At 64.7% G+C, this 14,780-nt stretch carries 16 protein-coding genes; 4 read left to right on the plus strand and 12 right to left on the minus strand.

Going from position 1 to position 14,780, the window contains the following annotated elements; all coding sequences use genetic code 11:
* Positions 1–33: 33 nt before the first annotated feature.
* From F3H95_RS21160 to F3H95_RS21170, 3 genes are all read right to left on the minus strand, one after another.
* Entirely contained in the window at positions 34–885 is an 852-nt protein-coding gene (locus F3H95_RS21160) for an NlpC/P60 family protein (protein ID WP_149747464.1), read from the minus strand.
* A 12-nt stretch (positions 886–897) separates the two neighbouring features.
* Entirely contained in the window at positions 898–1,248 is a 351-nt protein-coding gene (locus F3H95_RS21165; protein WP_143127208.1) for a MarR family winged helix-turn-helix transcriptional regulator, read from the minus strand.
* Positions 1,249–1,326: 78 nt separating this feature from the next.
* Positions 1,327–2,709, minus strand: coding sequence for a leucyl aminopeptidase family protein (locus F3H95_RS21170; protein ID WP_149747465.1), 1,383 nt, complete (start codon positions 2,707–2,709; stop codon positions 1,327–1,329).
* A 139-nt stretch (positions 2,710–2,848) separates the two neighbouring features.
* Here F3H95_RS21170 and F3H95_RS21175 point away from each other — a divergent pair, with 139 nt between their 5' ends.
* Positions 2,849–3,688, plus strand: a complete 840-nt coding sequence (locus tag F3H95_RS21175) for a tetratricopeptide repeat protein (protein ID WP_149747466.1) — start codon at positions 2,849–2,851, stop codon at positions 3,686–3,688.
* A 39-nt stretch (positions 3,689–3,727) separates the two neighbouring features.
* Here the strand turns inward: F3H95_RS21175 and F3H95_RS21180 are convergent, their stop codons facing one another.
* The 9 genes from F3H95_RS21180 to F3H95_RS21220 all read right to left on the minus strand — a co-directional run bounded on the left by F3H95_RS21180 (position 3,728) and on the right by F3H95_RS21220 (position 12,586).
* Complete coding sequence (locus tag F3H95_RS21180) at positions 3,728–4,708, minus strand: type II secretion system F family protein (protein WP_149747467.1); 981 nt, start codon at positions 4,706–4,708, stop codon at positions 3,728–3,730.
* A gap of 10 nt (positions 4,709–4,718) precedes the next feature.
* Positions 4,719–5,732 carry a type II secretion system F family protein gene (locus F3H95_RS21185; protein WP_149747468.1) on the minus strand — a complete coding sequence of 338 codons (1,014 nt, stop codon included), beginning with the start codon at positions 5,730–5,732 and terminating at the stop codon, positions 4,719–4,721.
* 13 nt (positions 5,733–5,745) lie between these two features.
* The gene (locus F3H95_RS21190; RefSeq protein ID WP_149747469.1) at positions 5,746–7,233 is read right to left on the minus strand and encodes a CpaF family protein; all 1,488 of its coding nucleotides are present in this window, start codon (positions 7,231–7,233) and stop codon (positions 5,746–5,748) included.
* Positions 7,234–7,270: 37 nt separating this feature from the next.
* Positions 7,271–8,554: a CtpF protein gene (locus tag F3H95_RS21195; RefSeq protein ID WP_149747470.1), complete on the minus strand. Its 1,284-nt coding sequence runs from the start codon at positions 8,552–8,554 to the stop codon at positions 7,271–7,273.
* Positions 8,555–8,576: 22 nt separating this feature from the next.
* On the minus strand, positions 8,577–9,227 hold the full coding sequence (locus F3H95_RS21200) for a CpaD family pilus assembly lipoprotein (protein ID WP_244618099.1): 651 nt from the start codon (positions 9,225–9,227) through the stop codon (positions 8,577–8,579).
* 14 nt (positions 9,228–9,241) lie between these two features.
* Entirely contained in the window at positions 9,242–10,843 is a 1,602-nt protein-coding gene (locus tag F3H95_RS21205) for a type II and III secretion system protein family protein (protein ID WP_244618100.1), read from the minus strand.
* Positions 10,840–11,652: a Flp pilus assembly protein CpaB gene (gene cpaB, locus F3H95_RS21210; protein WP_143126643.1), complete on the minus strand. Its 813-nt coding sequence runs from the start codon at positions 11,650–11,652 to the stop codon at positions 10,840–10,842. The genes F3H95_RS21205 and cpaB overlap by 4 nt, the downstream gene beginning before the upstream one ends.
* Before the next feature lie 128 nt (positions 11,653–11,780).
* Positions 11,781–12,293, minus strand: coding sequence for a prepilin peptidase (locus F3H95_RS21215; RefSeq protein WP_149747472.1), 513 nt, complete (start codon positions 12,291–12,293; stop codon positions 11,781–11,783).
* Positions 12,294–12,400: 107 nt separating this feature from the next.
* Positions 12,401–12,586: a Flp family type IVb pilin gene (locus tag F3H95_RS21220; RefSeq protein WP_143126641.1), complete on the minus strand. Its 186-nt coding sequence runs from the start codon at positions 12,584–12,586 to the stop codon at positions 12,401–12,403.
* 397 nt (positions 12,587–12,983) lie between these two features.
* On the opposite strand from F3H95_RS21220, the gene F3H95_RS21225 reads away from it, so the two are divergent.
* From F3H95_RS21225 to F3H95_RS21235, 3 genes are all read left to right on the plus strand, one after another.
* Positions 12,984–13,355, plus strand: a complete 372-nt coding sequence (locus F3H95_RS21225) for a pilus assembly protein N-terminal domain-containing protein (RefSeq protein ID WP_143126640.1) — start codon at positions 12,984–12,986, stop codon at positions 13,353–13,355.
* Between the two features lie 141 nt (positions 13,356–13,496).
* Positions 13,497–14,126, plus strand: coding sequence for a TadE/TadG family type IV pilus assembly protein (locus F3H95_RS21230; RefSeq protein WP_149747473.1), 630 nt, complete (start codon positions 13,497–13,499; stop codon positions 14,124–14,126).
* Positions 14,123–14,725 (plus strand): TadE/TadG family type IV pilus assembly protein, encoded by a 603-nt coding sequence (locus F3H95_RS21235; RefSeq protein ID WP_143126638.1) that lies wholly within the window; start codon positions 14,123–14,125, stop codon positions 14,723–14,725. The genes F3H95_RS21230 and F3H95_RS21235 overlap by 4 nt, the downstream gene beginning before the upstream one ends.
* Positions 14,726–14,780: the final 55 nt, after the last annotated feature.

Here is a 14,780-nt window from a genome sequence, read left to right on the forward strand (position 1 = left end):
GGTCTGCGAAACGTTTGCGTGATGACCGCCACGTCACACAGGGCGGCGGAAGCCGGTGGGCTGGCCATAGAGCCAGCCGATGCGGGCAATGGCATCGGTGAGCGGCTCGCGCGCCACCGTCATGCTGTGGCCATTGGCGTGCAGCAGCATGCCATGATCTTCCAGAATGCCGACATGGCCCTTCCAGAAGACGAGATCGCCATGGCGGGCTTCTTCCGGCAGAAGCGGCGTGCCGAAGGCGGCCAGCATGTCGGAATCGCGCGGCGCGGCGTGGCCGGCCATCATCAGCGCCAGTTGCACCAACCCGGAGCAATCGATGCCGAAACCGGAGCGACCACCCCAGAGATAGGGCGTCTCCAGAAAGCGCGCGGCAATCCTGGTATAATCCTCGGCGACGACCGTCTCGACGGACAGGCAATGGGCGGCGATGACGGCACCGCCGGAGGCCAGCGTGAAATAGCGCGTGCCGCGCGTTTCCGCCTCGCCCGTCACCGTGACGCGGCTGCCCATGGAGAGCGTCATCAGCGGCACCTTGCGCAGTTCCGCCTCGGGATAGACGAAGGTGCGCGGCGCAGAAATCCAGTGGGTGGGCGTCACCGGCCCCTGCAGCGCGCTCTCCGGCAGATAGCCCACATAGCCATCCTGCTCCGTCTGAACCCAGGCCCAGCCATCGCGACGCTCGAAGACGCGGACTGCTTCTCCGAACAGAAGCTGCGTATCGATGCCGCGCGCAAGATCGGGCGCGGGTCGAAGATCGGCGACGGACACGGCAATTGTCGCCGGTTCGCCAGACACGAAGCGGAGGGCCTCGACGCGGCCGGAGAGCCGCTCGTCGGCGAGATCCGGGCGGAAGGCATGCAGGCGGCGGTCGAGCGGTTCGGTCATGACAGGCTCTCCTCAGGGCATCGGCCGGCGGGCCTCGCTGCGAATGAGGTCGCCGAATTTTTCCAGATAGAGCGCACCGGAAAGCGTGCGCTTGATGACGACATTGCGCCGGTCACGCTCGTCACGCACCCGGTCGACCAGTTGCAAGGCGCCCATGCTGTCGAGCGCTCGCGTGATGACCGGCTTGCTGACGCCGAGCGTTGCGGCAAGCCCCCGCACCGTGTGGGGCGGAGGCACGAGGTAAATGTGCAGGAGGATCGAGAGCTGGCGAAAGCTGAGGTCGTACCCGCCCTGGCGCACCTGCTCCAGGGTGACGCGGTGCCAGAGGCCGAGCGCCTCGGTGGCCGAAAGTTCCGCCGGCATATGGCCCTCCTCTTTCCTGCCTTCCCTTTGCCTCACGCCCTCATCCTCCCGCCAGGCCGGGAGGGAGGCAAGCCCCGATCAGGCCAGCGAGGCGATGTGACGGTAGAGCGCGCGAATGGCCTGTGCCTCGCCACCGACCGGCGTCTGCGGCTTTTCGGCGGGTGACCAGGCATAGATGTCGAAATGCGCCCAGCTTTTCGCGTTCGCAACGAACCGCTTGAGGAACAGCGCCGCCGTGATCGACCCCGCCATGCCGCCCGAGGGCGCGTTGGTCAGATCGGCCACCCGCGTGCGCAGATCCTTCTCATAGCCCTTGAACAGCGGCAGACGCCAGATGGGATCGGATTCGGCGCGGCTGGCAGCCGCCAGCGCCAGCGCCAGATCCTCGTCATCGGTAAAGAAGGGCGGCACATCGGGTCCGAGTGCCACGCGGGCAGCGCCCGTCAGCGTCGCCATGTCGATCATCAGATCGGGCGTTTCCTCGTCGGCATAGGCCAGCGCATCGGCCAGAACGAGGCGGCCCTCGGCATCGGTATTGTCGATCTGCACGGTCAGGCCCTTGCGGCTGCGATAGATGTCGCCCGGGCGGAAGGCATTGGCAGAAATGGAATTTTCAACCGCCGGCACCAGCACGCGCAAATCGAGATCGAGGCCCGCATCCATGATCATCAGCGCCAGCGCCAGGACATTGGCGGCACCGCCCATGTCCTTCTTCATGAGCAGCATGGAGGAGGGCGGCTTGATGTCGAGGCCGCCGGTATCGAAGCAGACGCCCTTGCCGACCAGCGTGACCTTGCGGGCACCGGTGCGGCCCCAGCGCATCTCGAGCAGGCGCGGCGCTTCCGCACTGGCACGGCCGACCGTGTGCACCAGCGGAAAATTCGCCGTCAGCAGGTCCTCGCCGACGATGGAGGACACGGTCGCGCCGTAATGGCTGCCGAGCGCCCGGAACACGGCCTCGAGCCGCTCCGGCCCCATGTCGTTGGTCGGCGTGTTGACGAGATCGCGAGCGAGGAAGACGGCGGCCAGCTGACGGTTCAGGGCGTCGGCATCGACCCCGTCCGGCAGGGCAAGGAAGGCCTCGATCGGCTTCGGCGTGCGGTAGGTGTCAAAACTGTAGCCGCCAAGGCCGAAGCCGAGCGCGACCTGCTCCGGCGCCAGCGCGGTGGCCTCGATGCGCCAGGCGCCGGGCGGAAGGGCGCGGGCGAGCTTGGCCGCGATGAAGGGATCCGGCTCGGCGCCGAGACCGAACAGGGCGCCAGCGACGGCACCATCGGCCCCTTGCAGAAGCAGCAGGCTGCCCGCCTCCGCCTTGAAGCCGGCGGAGCGCGCAAAGGCCACCGCAGCGGCAGAGGGTTTGCCCTCCTCCAGCTCGACGGGGGTCAGCGCATGGACAACCAGCGCCTCGGAATTTCCGGAAACGAAGGGAGAGGGTCTTTCGAGGAACTGATAGGGAGCCATGGAATGCTTTCAGAATCGGGCACTTAACGTGTTGTTAGGGTTAACAGACTATTGCTTGTATCGAGATTGCGCCACCCATGATCTGCGGCTCGTGAAGCAGAAAAATGGCGGGGCCTGCGTCGCCTTGCGGGATATCACCATGACTGCCTCCTCCCTGCCCTTCCTCCGCTTCGGTCTGCTGCGCGGCATGGCCGGCACCCTGCTCATGTCGCTGGCGCTCGCCTCCTGTGCGACGCAGGGTCAGGACCGCATGACGACCGGATCCATCGCGGCGCCACGGCTGACGAAACCGGTCGAATCGATGACCGCGCCGGAACTCTCGGAGGCCGAACGATCCGTTGGCGCGGCCTATGACCGCAACCCGAAAGACCGCGCCACCGGCCTGAACTACGCGACCATCCTGCGCATGAACGGCAAGAACGAACAGGCGCTGGCGGTGATGCAGCAGGTGGTGATCGCCAATCCCTCCGACCGCGAGGTGCTGGCGGCCTATGGCAAGGCACAGGCCGCTGCCGGGCAGCTGGAACAGGCGCTCGCCACCATTGCCCGCGCCCAGACGCCCGACCGGCCGGACTGGCGGCTCTATTCCGCGGAAGGGGCAGTGCTGGACCAGCTTGGCCGTTCCGACGAGGCGCGCCGCAAATATCGCATGGCGCTCGATGTGCAGCCGAACGAGCCGAGCGTGCTGTCCAATCTCGGCATGTCCTATGTGCTGTCGGGCGATCTGCGCGCCGCCGAAACCTATCTGCGCACCGCGATCCAGCAGCCGGCGGCCGACAGCCGCGTGCGCCAGAACCTCGCGCTTGTCGTCGGCCTGCAGGGCCGCTTCGCCGAGGCGGAAGAGATTGCCCGCAAGGAGCTGACGCCGAGCCAGGCGGAGGCGAACGTGACCTATCTGCGCGGCATGCTGTCCCAGCAGAATGCCTGGGCCAGGCTTGCCGGCAAGGACGGCAAGGCGGCAAAACGCCAGATCGACTGAGCGAGCCGCTCCGTCTGCACCGGGTGGGCCTGCGCCTGATCAGAAGCGGGAGGCGACCTGAATGCCGGCGGGCCCGAGAATGACGGCGATCAGCACCGGCAGGAAGAACAGGATCATCGGCACGGTGAGTTTTGGCGGCAAAGCAGCGGCCTTCTTCTCGGCCGCATTCATCCGCTCGTCGCGCCCCTCCTGCGCCAGAACCCTCAGCGCCTGGGCAATCGGCGTGCCGTAACGGTCGGCCTGGACCAGCGCCGTGGTGACGGCCTTGACGATATCCAGCTGGGTGCGGATGGCAAGGTTGTCGAGTGCCTGCCGCCGGTCGGGCAGGAAGGACAGTTCCGCCGTGGTCAGCACCATTTCTTCCGCCAGTTCAGGCGATTGCGGGGCAAGCTCCTCCGCCACCCGGCGCATGGCCGCTTCCAGCGAAATACCCGATTCGACGCAGATCAGCATCAGGTCCAGCGCATCCGGCCAGGCCCGCTTGATCGAGGCCTGCCGCTTGGTGACGCGGTTGCTGACATAGATGTTCGGCGCATAGAAGCCGGCATAGGCGGCAAGGATGGTGGCGAAAAGCCGCATGGGCAGCGGCCGGGTGGCAAGATTGCCAAACCCGAAGATCCAGACGGCCGCCAGCGTGAGGCAGACGAAGGGCAGCACGAAGCGGCAGACGAGGAAGATGTTCAGCGCATTCTGCGAGCGCAGACCCGCCGCCTTCAGCCGGTTGACCGTCTTGTCATCCACCAGCGCTGAATAGAGATTGAAGCGTTCGACGATCTGGCGGACCGACTGGTTGTTCTGCGCGCGAAGCGAGGCGCGGCTGTGCTCGGCATTGAGGCGTGCGCGCTCGCGGGCCCGCATCTGTTCGCGCTCGGAGGAAACCGCCTTCATACGCTTCTTCAGCGCATCGCCCTCCAGAAGCGGCAGGACGAGCGTTGAAAGCGTGGCAAACACCGCGACCGCGACGAGGATCGCCACCAGCAGGCCGGGATCGTTCAGTTTCGCGACCAGTGTCTCGATCATGCCGCCGCCCTCAGATCTCGAAGTTGATCATGTTGCGCATCACGAAGATCCCGATCGACATCCACACGCCGGAAAACAGCAGGATCATGTGGCCACGCGGATCGGTGAAGAGCACCGCGAGATAATGCGGCGAGGTGAGATAGACGAGCAGCGCCACGATGAAGGGCAGCGCACCGATGATGGCAGCCGATGCCTTGGCTTCCATGGACAGCGCCTGCACCTTGGCCTTCATTCGCCGCCGCTCGCGCAGCACCTTGGCGAGATTGCCGATCGCTTCCGACAGATTGCCGCCCGCCTGCGACTGGATCGCGATGACGATGGAAAAGAAATTCACCTCCGGCAGCGGCATGGTGAGGATCATGCGCCCACAGGCATCCGGCAGGCTGAGCCCCACCTGCTGGCCTTCGACCACCCGGCGAAATTCGCTGCGGACCGGCTCCTGCCCGTCGCTGGCGATCAGCCGCATGGCATCGTTGAGCGGCAGGCCGGAGCGGATCGAGCGGGTGATGAGGTCGAGTGCGTTCGGAAACTCCTCGAGAAATTTCTCCTGCCGGCGCCGGATGAGAGCGCTAAGCCCCCAGCGCGGCAGGCCGGCGGCGGCGACGAAACCGGCACCGGCAATGGCATAAAGCGGCAGGCCGGCCATCAGAGCGAGCAGCGAGACAAGGAGACCGAGGCCGGCACTCAGGAGATGGAAGCGCGCGGGCGACAGCGACAGGCCGGACCGGGACAGCTTTGCCTTCAGGCTCTGGTCGCCGATCTTCTTCGACTGCTCCTGCTGCTTCTTCTCCAGCGCCTTCAGCGAATCCTGCAGGGATTTTCGGCGCTTGGAAATTTCCTGCACGCGGTCGCGCGCGGCCTTCACCTTGCCGCGGTCGGTCTCGGCGGCCTTGACGCGGATGACGCGGCTTTCCGTCTTGCGCTCCGCCTCCAGCCGGGAAAACAGGAAGACATAGGCAAGCCCCCCGGCGGAAATCGCAATGAGGGCCACGAGCGCAAGGACCGTCAGATCGAGACCGAACATGTCATCCCCTCCCTCAATTGCTCAGCTTTTCCATCTGGTCGAGGGCGGTGGCGAGGCGCCGGTCCTCGTTGTAGTAGCGGGCCCGCTCCCAGAAATGCGGCTTGACGATGCCGGTGGAGAGATGGCGGCCGATCAGCCGGCCGGCGGCATCCTCGCCCTCGATCTCGTAACGCATGAGATCCTGGGTGATGATCACGTCGCCTTCCATGCCGACAACCTCCGTCACATGGGTGATGCGGCGCGAACCGTCGCGCAGGCGAGCAGCCTGGATGATGACGTCGATCGAACCGGCGATCATCTCGCGCACGGTGCGGGCCGGCAGCGAGAAGCCGCCCATGGCGATCATCGATTCCATGCGGCTGAGGCATTCGCGCGGCGTATTGGCGTGGATCGTCCCCATCGAACCGTCATGGCCGGTGTTCATCGCCTGCAGCAGGTCGAACACTTCGGGGCCGCGCACTTCGCCGACGATGATCCGCTCGGGGCGCATGCGCAGACAGTTTTTCACGAGATCGCGCATGGTCACCTCCCCTTCGCCCTCGATATTGGGCGGGCGGGTTTCGAGGCGCACCACATGCGGCTGCTGCAACTGCAGTTCGGCGGTGTCCTCGCAGGTGATGACACGCTCGTCGAGATCGATATAGCGCGTCAGGCAATTGAGCAGCGTCGTCTTGCCGGAGCCGGTGCCGCCGGAAATGACCACATTGCACCGCACGCGGCCGATGATCTGCAGAAGTGTGGCGCCTTCCGGGCTGATCGCGCCGAAGCGCACCAGCTGTTCGAGTGTCAGCTTGTCGCGCTTGAACTTGCGGATCGTCAGCGCCGGGCCATCGAGCGCGAGCGGCGGGGCAATGACGTTGACGCGGGAGCCATCCGGCAGGCGCGCATCGCAGATCGGACTCGATTCGTCGACGCGGCGGCCCACCTGGCTGACGATGCGCTGGCACACCGACAGAAGCTGCGCATTGTCGCGGAAGCGCACATCCGACTCGATGGTCTTGCCGCCCACTTCGATGAAGGTCTGCCCCGCGCCGTTGACCATGATGTCGGCGATATCGTCACGCGCCAGCAGCGGCTCCAGCGGGCCATAACCCAGAACGTCGTTGCAGATATCCTCGAGCAGTTCCTCCTGCTCGGAAATCGACATGGCGAAGTTCTTGATGGTGATGATGTCGTTGACGATGTCGCGGATTTCCTCGCGCGCGCTTTCGGCATCGAGCCTCGCGAGCTGCGACAGGTCGATCGTATCGATGAGCGCGGAAAATACCTCGCCCTTGGTGTCGTAATAGGCTTCTGTGCGGGTCTGGCGGCGGCGCGGGGCGGCAGAGGGCGCGACGGGCGGCGACGGGATCTGCGGGCGGACCGCGCCGGAACCGACCTCGATCAGGATCTCCGGCAGAAGCGGCTGCGGCGTCGCGGGCGCGGCCGGGCTCACAGGTGCTGCCGCGGGTGCGCCCCTGCCCGTCTTTGCGACCCCATCCTGTCCGCGTCTGCCAAACATGCCGTCGTTCCGTTTCCTGTCCAGTGCCTGCCGGCGCTTACGTGCCGCGCAAAAGATCCAGCATGCGCGCAAGCCCGCCCTTGCGGCTCTTCTTCACCGAGGCGCGACCGGTCAGCGCATGCGACAGCTGCGAGAAGATTTCCGCCGTCGGGCATTTCGCATCGATCTCGGAGATCATCCGTCCGCTGTTGGAGGCATTGCCGAACAGCTGCACGTCGAAGGGAATGATCGCCAGCGGCTCCAGCTCCAGCGGCTCGACGAATTCGGCGGGCGCGATTTCCGGCCGCTTCGGCATGCCGACCTGGTTGAGGATGAGATGCGGCGGCCGGTCGTTGGGCCGCAGCTTCTTCAGCGCGTCGATCTGGTTCTTGGCATTGCGCAGGTTGGGCAGGTCCGGCACGGCGGTGATGACCACCTCGTCGACATCCGCGAGCACGCTGCGCGTCCATTCCGACCAGGCATGCGGCAGGTCGATGACGGAGACGGGCGCGCTGCGCTGCAGCACATCGATCAGCGGCTGGAAGGCCGTGGCGTCAAAATCATAGGCGCGATCCAGCATCGAGGGGGCGGCCAGCAGCGACAGGTGCTCGGAACACTTGGTCAGCAGACGGTCGAGGAACACCTCGTCCAGCCGCTCCGGCGCGTAAACCGCCTCGGCAATGCCCTGCGCAGGATCCTGGTCGAAGTCGATATTGGCGGTGCCATAGGCAAGGTCGAAATCGGCCAGGATCGTTTCGGTGGCAAACAGCGAGGATATGCCGAAGGCGCAGTTGTGGGCGATGGTGGAGGAGCCGACGCCGCCCTTCGCCCCGATGAAGGCGATGGAGCGACCGAGCGGCTCGGCATCCGGATCGACGAAGATCGTGGCAATCGCCGCAAGCAGGTCCGGCATCTGCACCGGCGTAACGAGATAGTCGGAGATGCCGTTGCGCACCAGTTCGCGATAGAGCGTGATGTCGTTGTGGCAACCGATGATGATGACGCGGGTGGAGGAATCACAAACCTCGGCCAGCGGCGCAAGCTCCGCCAGAAGGTCGGCGGGTCTGGCCTGCGTCTCCAGAATGATGAGGTTCGGCGTGGGGGCCGCGGCAAACATGTTGGCGGCGGCCTGCGTGCTGCCGCTCGTCACGCGCATGTTGACCTTGGCCATGCGACGATCCTGTCCCAGCCGTTCCATCACCCGCTGCAATGCCTCGCTTTCGCAAAAGGCATGCACCGAAATGCGCGGCAGCGGACGCAGCTGGTCGAGATCGCCGGCGCGAAGGGTGTCCGGCTCCTCGGGCTGGTCGCTCAGGCGAATGTCGTAGTCCACGGCGCTCATGGGGTGTCTGTCCTTCGCCACATCAATCCGAACTCGTATCCTTGCCGGACCGGTAATTGCCGATGACGGTGGAGCGGCGCGCCGCATCGATCGGGGTGGCCCCGCGCGGCCCCAGCAGATCGCCGGGATTGTCGAGCTGGGCGGCCAGGTTGTTCTGTGTGGCGCAGCCGAAATTGTACCAGTTGCGGTTTCCGCCCGTATCGTTGGCAAGATCCTCCGGCCATTCGCCGCAGGCGGCGGTGACGGCCCGTGTTGCCGTGAAGGACAGGCGCACCGGTGCTGCATCTCCCACCGCACCTGCCGCATAACCGGTGAAGACGATTGCCCGCGCAGGAACGCCTGCAGTGGTCAGGGTGGCACGGATCTCGTTCGAAAGCCGCGCGGCGGCCGGCGCATTGGGCGAACCATACGGCAGCTGCACCAGAACATGCCCGGCCGACGAGGCGAGATAGCTCTGCACGAAGCCCCGCAGCGTCTCGCGCATGCCGGTGGTAAGCCGCATGTCATTGGGGCCGACCGGGATGTCGAGTGCGTTCTGTGCTTCGGTCAGCACGACGGGATGGCGCTGGCGATAATCCATCGGAATGGAGCCGGTGGTCAGGCTGCGGTCGGCGCAGCCGGCAATCAGCGTCATGGCGATCAGCAGGGCGGCAGCGGAGGATGTGCGGGTCATTGTCCTTGCGCCTCTCATTTGTAGATGAAGCCCACGGCGCCGTGATAGCGGCCGCTCGCCGCCTGTTCCTTGCGCCCGTAAAGCTGGTTGACGCGGTTCATGAAGAAGGTCGGGCCATCGGCCTCCGGATTGAAGTTGTCGTCCGGACGGGCGAGCTGGTTGCGAGCGACCGGCCGCACGAGATAGGGGGTGGCGATGATGACGAGTTCCGTCTCGTTGCGGATGAAATCCTTGCTGCGGAACAGCGTGCCGAACACGGGCACCTTGGAGATGCCGGGAAGCCCCGACATGGCCTGGCGCACATTGTCCTGCACGAGACCGGCAATCACGATCGAGCCGCCGGAGGGAAGTTCCACCGTGGTGGAGGCCTCGCGCTTGCGCAGCGACAGATAGGTGGAACCGGGCACGGCATTGGAGGTGCCGTTGCCGGTGGCGATCGAGCCTTCATAGGTCGGCTCCGACACATTGGTCTCGATCTTCAGGCTGATGCGGCCGGCCGACAGCACCACCGGGCGAAAATTCAGCTCGACGCCGTAATCCACCGTCTCCACCGTGCGGCTGACGGTGGTCTTGTTGTTGTCGTCGATATCCACATCCTGCTGGCCGGCAAGCCGGTATTCGCCGCCCACGTAGAACTTCGCCTGCTCGCCAGAGATCGCGGTGAGGCTGGGTTCGGCCAGCGTGCGCATCACGCCCGCCTGCTCCATGGCATTCACATAGGTGGCGATGCTGGTTGTGCCGATCTTGCCCACCACGCCGCCGACGCCGCCGACATCGATGGCATTGCCGAGATTGGCCGGATTGGCGAAGGAAATGCCGCCATTGGCCTTGCTGCCGGTGGTGCTGACCGAACCGTTGAAGCCGAGCTGTTTCAGCACCTGCCGGCTGACCTCGGCGACGGTGACCTTCAGCGTGACCTGATCCTCGCCCTCGATCTTCAGCAGGTTGACGATCTGCGAGACCTGCCGGTCTTCGGCAAAGATCGCCACGTCGCCGTTCTGCGCCGTGCTGGCGGCCGTCTGGTTGCGGGTGGTCGCCTCACCGCCCTTCAGGAAGGCGCTGGCGAGCTTTTCCGCCTGCAGCGCATCCTGCGGCGTGCGCACCGAGCCGGTCAGCACGATGTTGTCGGAGATGATCTCCACCTTGATGTCGGATTCGGGCAGGAAGCGGCGCAAGTTCTGCTGCAGGCCGGCGATGTCGCGCTCGATCTCCAGGTCGAGACTGACGATTTCCTCGCCGCCGGCGCCGAAGATGAAGATGTTGGTCTGACCGACCGCCTTGCCGAACAGATAGATGCGCCGCGAGGTGCGGGTCACGGCATCGGCAATCGAGGGATCGGCGACCAGAATGTCGTGCGCATCAGTCGGCAGGTCCACCACCAGCGCCTTGTTGAGGCCGAGATGCAGGCGCTTGCGCACGCCCCGCCCGGCTTCCGTGATGCGGATGAGGCTCTGTTCCTCGGCACGAGCGGCACCGGCGCCGAAACCCGGGCCGGGCGAAGCCGGCACGAACCCGGCAAGAATGAGGGCAAGGGAGACAACAAGACTGATGCGGCCGCGTCTGCGCGGACCGCCTGTGGCGAAGGGCGTGCCGGTGGTGAAGGACATGGCGCTCATCGCTGCTCCGTGCGTGCAATGCTGCCGGTCACGATGGTCCCGGACTTGATGACCTGGACGGCCGACTTGTCGTCACTGCCCGAGAGCAGATAGGCGGCCGCGCTGTCATCGGCCTCCTGTGCATCGGCGACGGAGCGCAGCGCCAGCGTCAGCCGGTCGGCCATCTGCTGGGCCGCCGCAAGAACCCGAGCCTGATCCGGAGACAATTCCAGCGTTGCCGTGGTGCCAAGCACGGACTTGCTGCCATCCTGCTTTTCCTCGACCTGTTGGTCGATGGCGAGGACGCGGATGTTGGTGAGCACCGCCTCGGAGAGATAGCGTCCCTCGGCATTCTTGCGCACCATGATGACATCCACCCGGTCGTTCGGCAGCACGAAGCCACCGGCACCCGTGGCGACCGAGATTTCCGTGGCAACCGCCCGCTTGCCGGCCGGCAGGAGGGAAGACATGATCCGGTTGGAGGAATCGGCGACCTTTTCTCCGCGGATCGGTTCGCCGGCAAAGATCGGCAGGCGCACCACGAGCCCTTCCAGCTTCGCCAGGGCATCGGGCTGCGCGGTGTCGGTGATGAAGCCATCCGCCACGCCACCCGCCGGCCAGGCCATCCAGCGAATCGAATTGCGGCCAATGCGGGCACCAACCGGAAGGTTGTCGGCGGAGACCAGCACATTGACAGTCGGTTCGCGGCGGATCACCTCCCGCGCCTGCTCGACCACCGTTTTCTGGCCGGCCAGACGCATGGCAAGCACGCCGGCAAGGCCGGCCGCCACGACGGCAACGGCGAGGATGATCAGACGCGCGGGTTTCATGACGAGACCTTGGGGAACTTCGAATATGTTCCCGAAGGATGTCGCTGATTGGTGTAATTAAGGTTAATGACTGCCTTAGGGAAATGGTTAATTCCCGCTAACCATTTCCCTTTGAAATTAACCTTTCGTTAGGAAATCGCCGCCCGCAGTGCAACGACAAGCGGCGCATGGCCCATGCTCCACAGACCACCGATGGCGATGGCCACCGCATAGGGAACCTTCTGCGCACTTGCGAGCGAGGCGGGCAGGACACCTGCCAGCCACGCCACGCGACGGGCCGCGAACCGCAACAGCAGGATTGCGAGCGTCAGCACGCCGCCGGCCAGACACACCGTCACAAGATATTCGAAAAGCGATATGGTGAAACCATACCAGAGCGCAGAGGCGGCCAGCAGCTTTGCATCACCGCCGCCCATCACGTTCAGCGCAAAGAGACCAAAGCCAAGCAGGAAGACGGCAAGGGCCGCCACAAGGGCAAGGCCGACCTGCGGACCCGCCAGGCCAGCCACCACGGCAGCCGGGAAAAACAGCATGATCAGAGCGATCGCAATGGCGTCGGGGATTTTCATCGTCAGGAGATCGCTGACGGCCGCAAGGCCGAAGGCCAGCGGAAGGGCGCAGAGCAGAAGCGTGGCAAGCATGAGCAAACCGTTCCCCTGCGCGATAAAAGTTCTGCATCGGGCCCTGTCGTCCACACAGGTCAAAAGCCGCCGGATGGCGGCTCCCCGGAGGCAGGCGGAACCTGATCTTACTTGTGCGCCTGATTGGCGGTGGACATTTCGGTCGAAACGCGCGTGAAGGTGGCGCTCAGATTGTCTCCAAGCGTGCTTGCACCGGCAATCAGGGCAACTGAAATCAGCGCGGCGATCAGGCCGTATTCAATGGCCGTGGCACCCGATTCACTCTTCAGGAAACGTGCGAAAAGCCTGGACATTCATCTCTCCTTGTTCGGGTCATTCTCAGCCACGCCGACGACGGCATCCGTCGGTGCGCTTGACGGGCAAACTACGGACAGGGCCTTGCGATCGGCTTAAGATGTCTGGTTAGGATTTGGTTAATGGCCAATGTCGCCTTGCACGGTAAACGGATGACGAGCAGAACCTGTGGCATTTGAACCATCTGTCTCGCCGGCGCCGGAAGCGGCTGATACCCTGCATTGCAAGGCTTTTTCTGCTACATCCGCGACAGTTGACCCCGGCTTGCGTCCCATGCTTTTCGGAGCGTGAACCGGGGCGAGATGGAAAATCGAGCAATTTCGGGACGTTCACTCTTCATTCAGCATTAACGTCCATGCTTCATTGCTGAACAGAGACCGCAACAGGCTGCCCATCATGCTGCGCTGCGCCATGATTTTCCCGATCATCTTCGCCGCTTCGGCCGCAGCATACGGCGCCGAGCCGGGCGCCTTTGTGCGTGTCTACATGAACCAGGCGCGGGTGCTGAAGCTCGATCGGCCCGTGGCCAAGGTGATTGTCGGGAATGCGGATGTCGCGGACGCCACGGTCGCAGATCCCACCACCATCGTTCTGACGGGTCGCGCCTTCGGCACCACCAATCTCGTCCTTCTGGATGCCCGCGGCGAAGCGATTGCCGACGAACGCATCCTTGTCTCGACGGACGAGGGCAACACGGTGCGGGTTTACCGACAGACGGAGCGCACCGTTCTATCCTGCACGCCCTCCTGCGAGCCGCCCGGCAACTAGTCGGCCGCCCGAAATGGCAGCCAGTTCTTCCGCCATCGCCGGCTGCTGTTCCGGATTGGCGCAAATCGACCGACTGGCGCAACGGAATGTCAAGACAATCACCCTAGCGTCGAAGCCTGACGACAGGCCCAGACGAAGACAATGCAACAGGTGGACGATCATCAGAAGCCAAGCGCAGACACCGCGCCGCCGCCCCGCCCCTGGCGGCGAATCTGGCGTGCACGCGAGGGTGCGGCGGCGATCGAATTCGCCATCCTCGCCATACCCTATTTCCTGATCGTCTTTGCCATCATCGAGACCTTCGTGGCCTATACCGCCGAGCAACTGGTGGCCAACGCGGTGGAGAAGCTGTCCCGCGACCTGCGCACGGGCCGCATCACCTATGGTCTGAACCGGACAACAGACAAGAACGCCACACAGTTCCGACAGGCGTTCTGCGACGAGGTCTCCATCCTGATCCACTGCTCGGGCGACGACGCGAGTTCCGGCCTGCTTTATCTCGATGTGCGCAGCTTCAACAGCTTCGCCGACATTCCGACGACCATTCCCCGCCAATCGAGCGATCCTTACGCGGATATTGATGCCACCGCCTTCCGCTATGCGCCGGGCGGGGCGAAGACCATCAACATGGTGCGCGCCTATTACCGCTGGCAGGTGATCACCGATCTGGTGCGCCCCTATATCACCAATATCCGGCCGGCTGACGGGTCGCTGCCGACCGATTTCCTGATCGTGGCCACCTCCGCCTTCCAGAACGAGGATTATCCATGAGGCCGCAGAGACCGCGCGACAGACAGCACCGCCCGCGCGGCCTGATGCTGACGCTTCGCCGGTTTTTCCGCGACCGGCAGGGCGTCGGCGGGGTGGAATTCGCCATTCTGGCACCGATCCTGATATCGCTCTACATCACCTGCTTCGAGCTGACGATGGGCCTCAGCGTCGCCAAGCGCGCCACCCGCTCGGCCTCCACCATCGCCGATCTGGTCACGCAGCAGACCTCCGTCAACAAGGCCTTTCTCGCGACCATGCCGGACGTGACCGAGGCGATCTTCGTTCCCTACAGGACGGAAGCCGATGCGGTGAGCCTCAAGATCACCGGCATTGCCATGGATGCCAATGCCACGCCCAGGGTTCTGTGGTCATGGCAGCAGGATGGCACCCGGCCCTACGGCGTGGGCACCAGCGTCAGCGACGTGCCGGACGAGTTGAAGACCGCCAACAGCTTTCTGGTGCGCGCCGAGTTGTCCGTGCCACATCAACTGCTGATGTTCCTGCCCGGCATCTCCACCGAGACGCGCACCATCACCATCAGCCGCACCTTCTTCTATCGCCAGCGGGTCGGCGACAGCATCGCCTGCAGCGACTGCTGAGCAGGCTTTGCCAATCCGCCCTTGGAACTGTAAGAGGGAGGCTTTGACAGCCGCC

Source organism: Rhizobium sp. RU35A, assembly GCF_900156005.1.
Lineage (GTDB): Bacteria > Pseudomonadota > Alphaproteobacteria > Rhizobiales > Rhizobiaceae > Neorhizobium > Neorhizobium straminoryzae.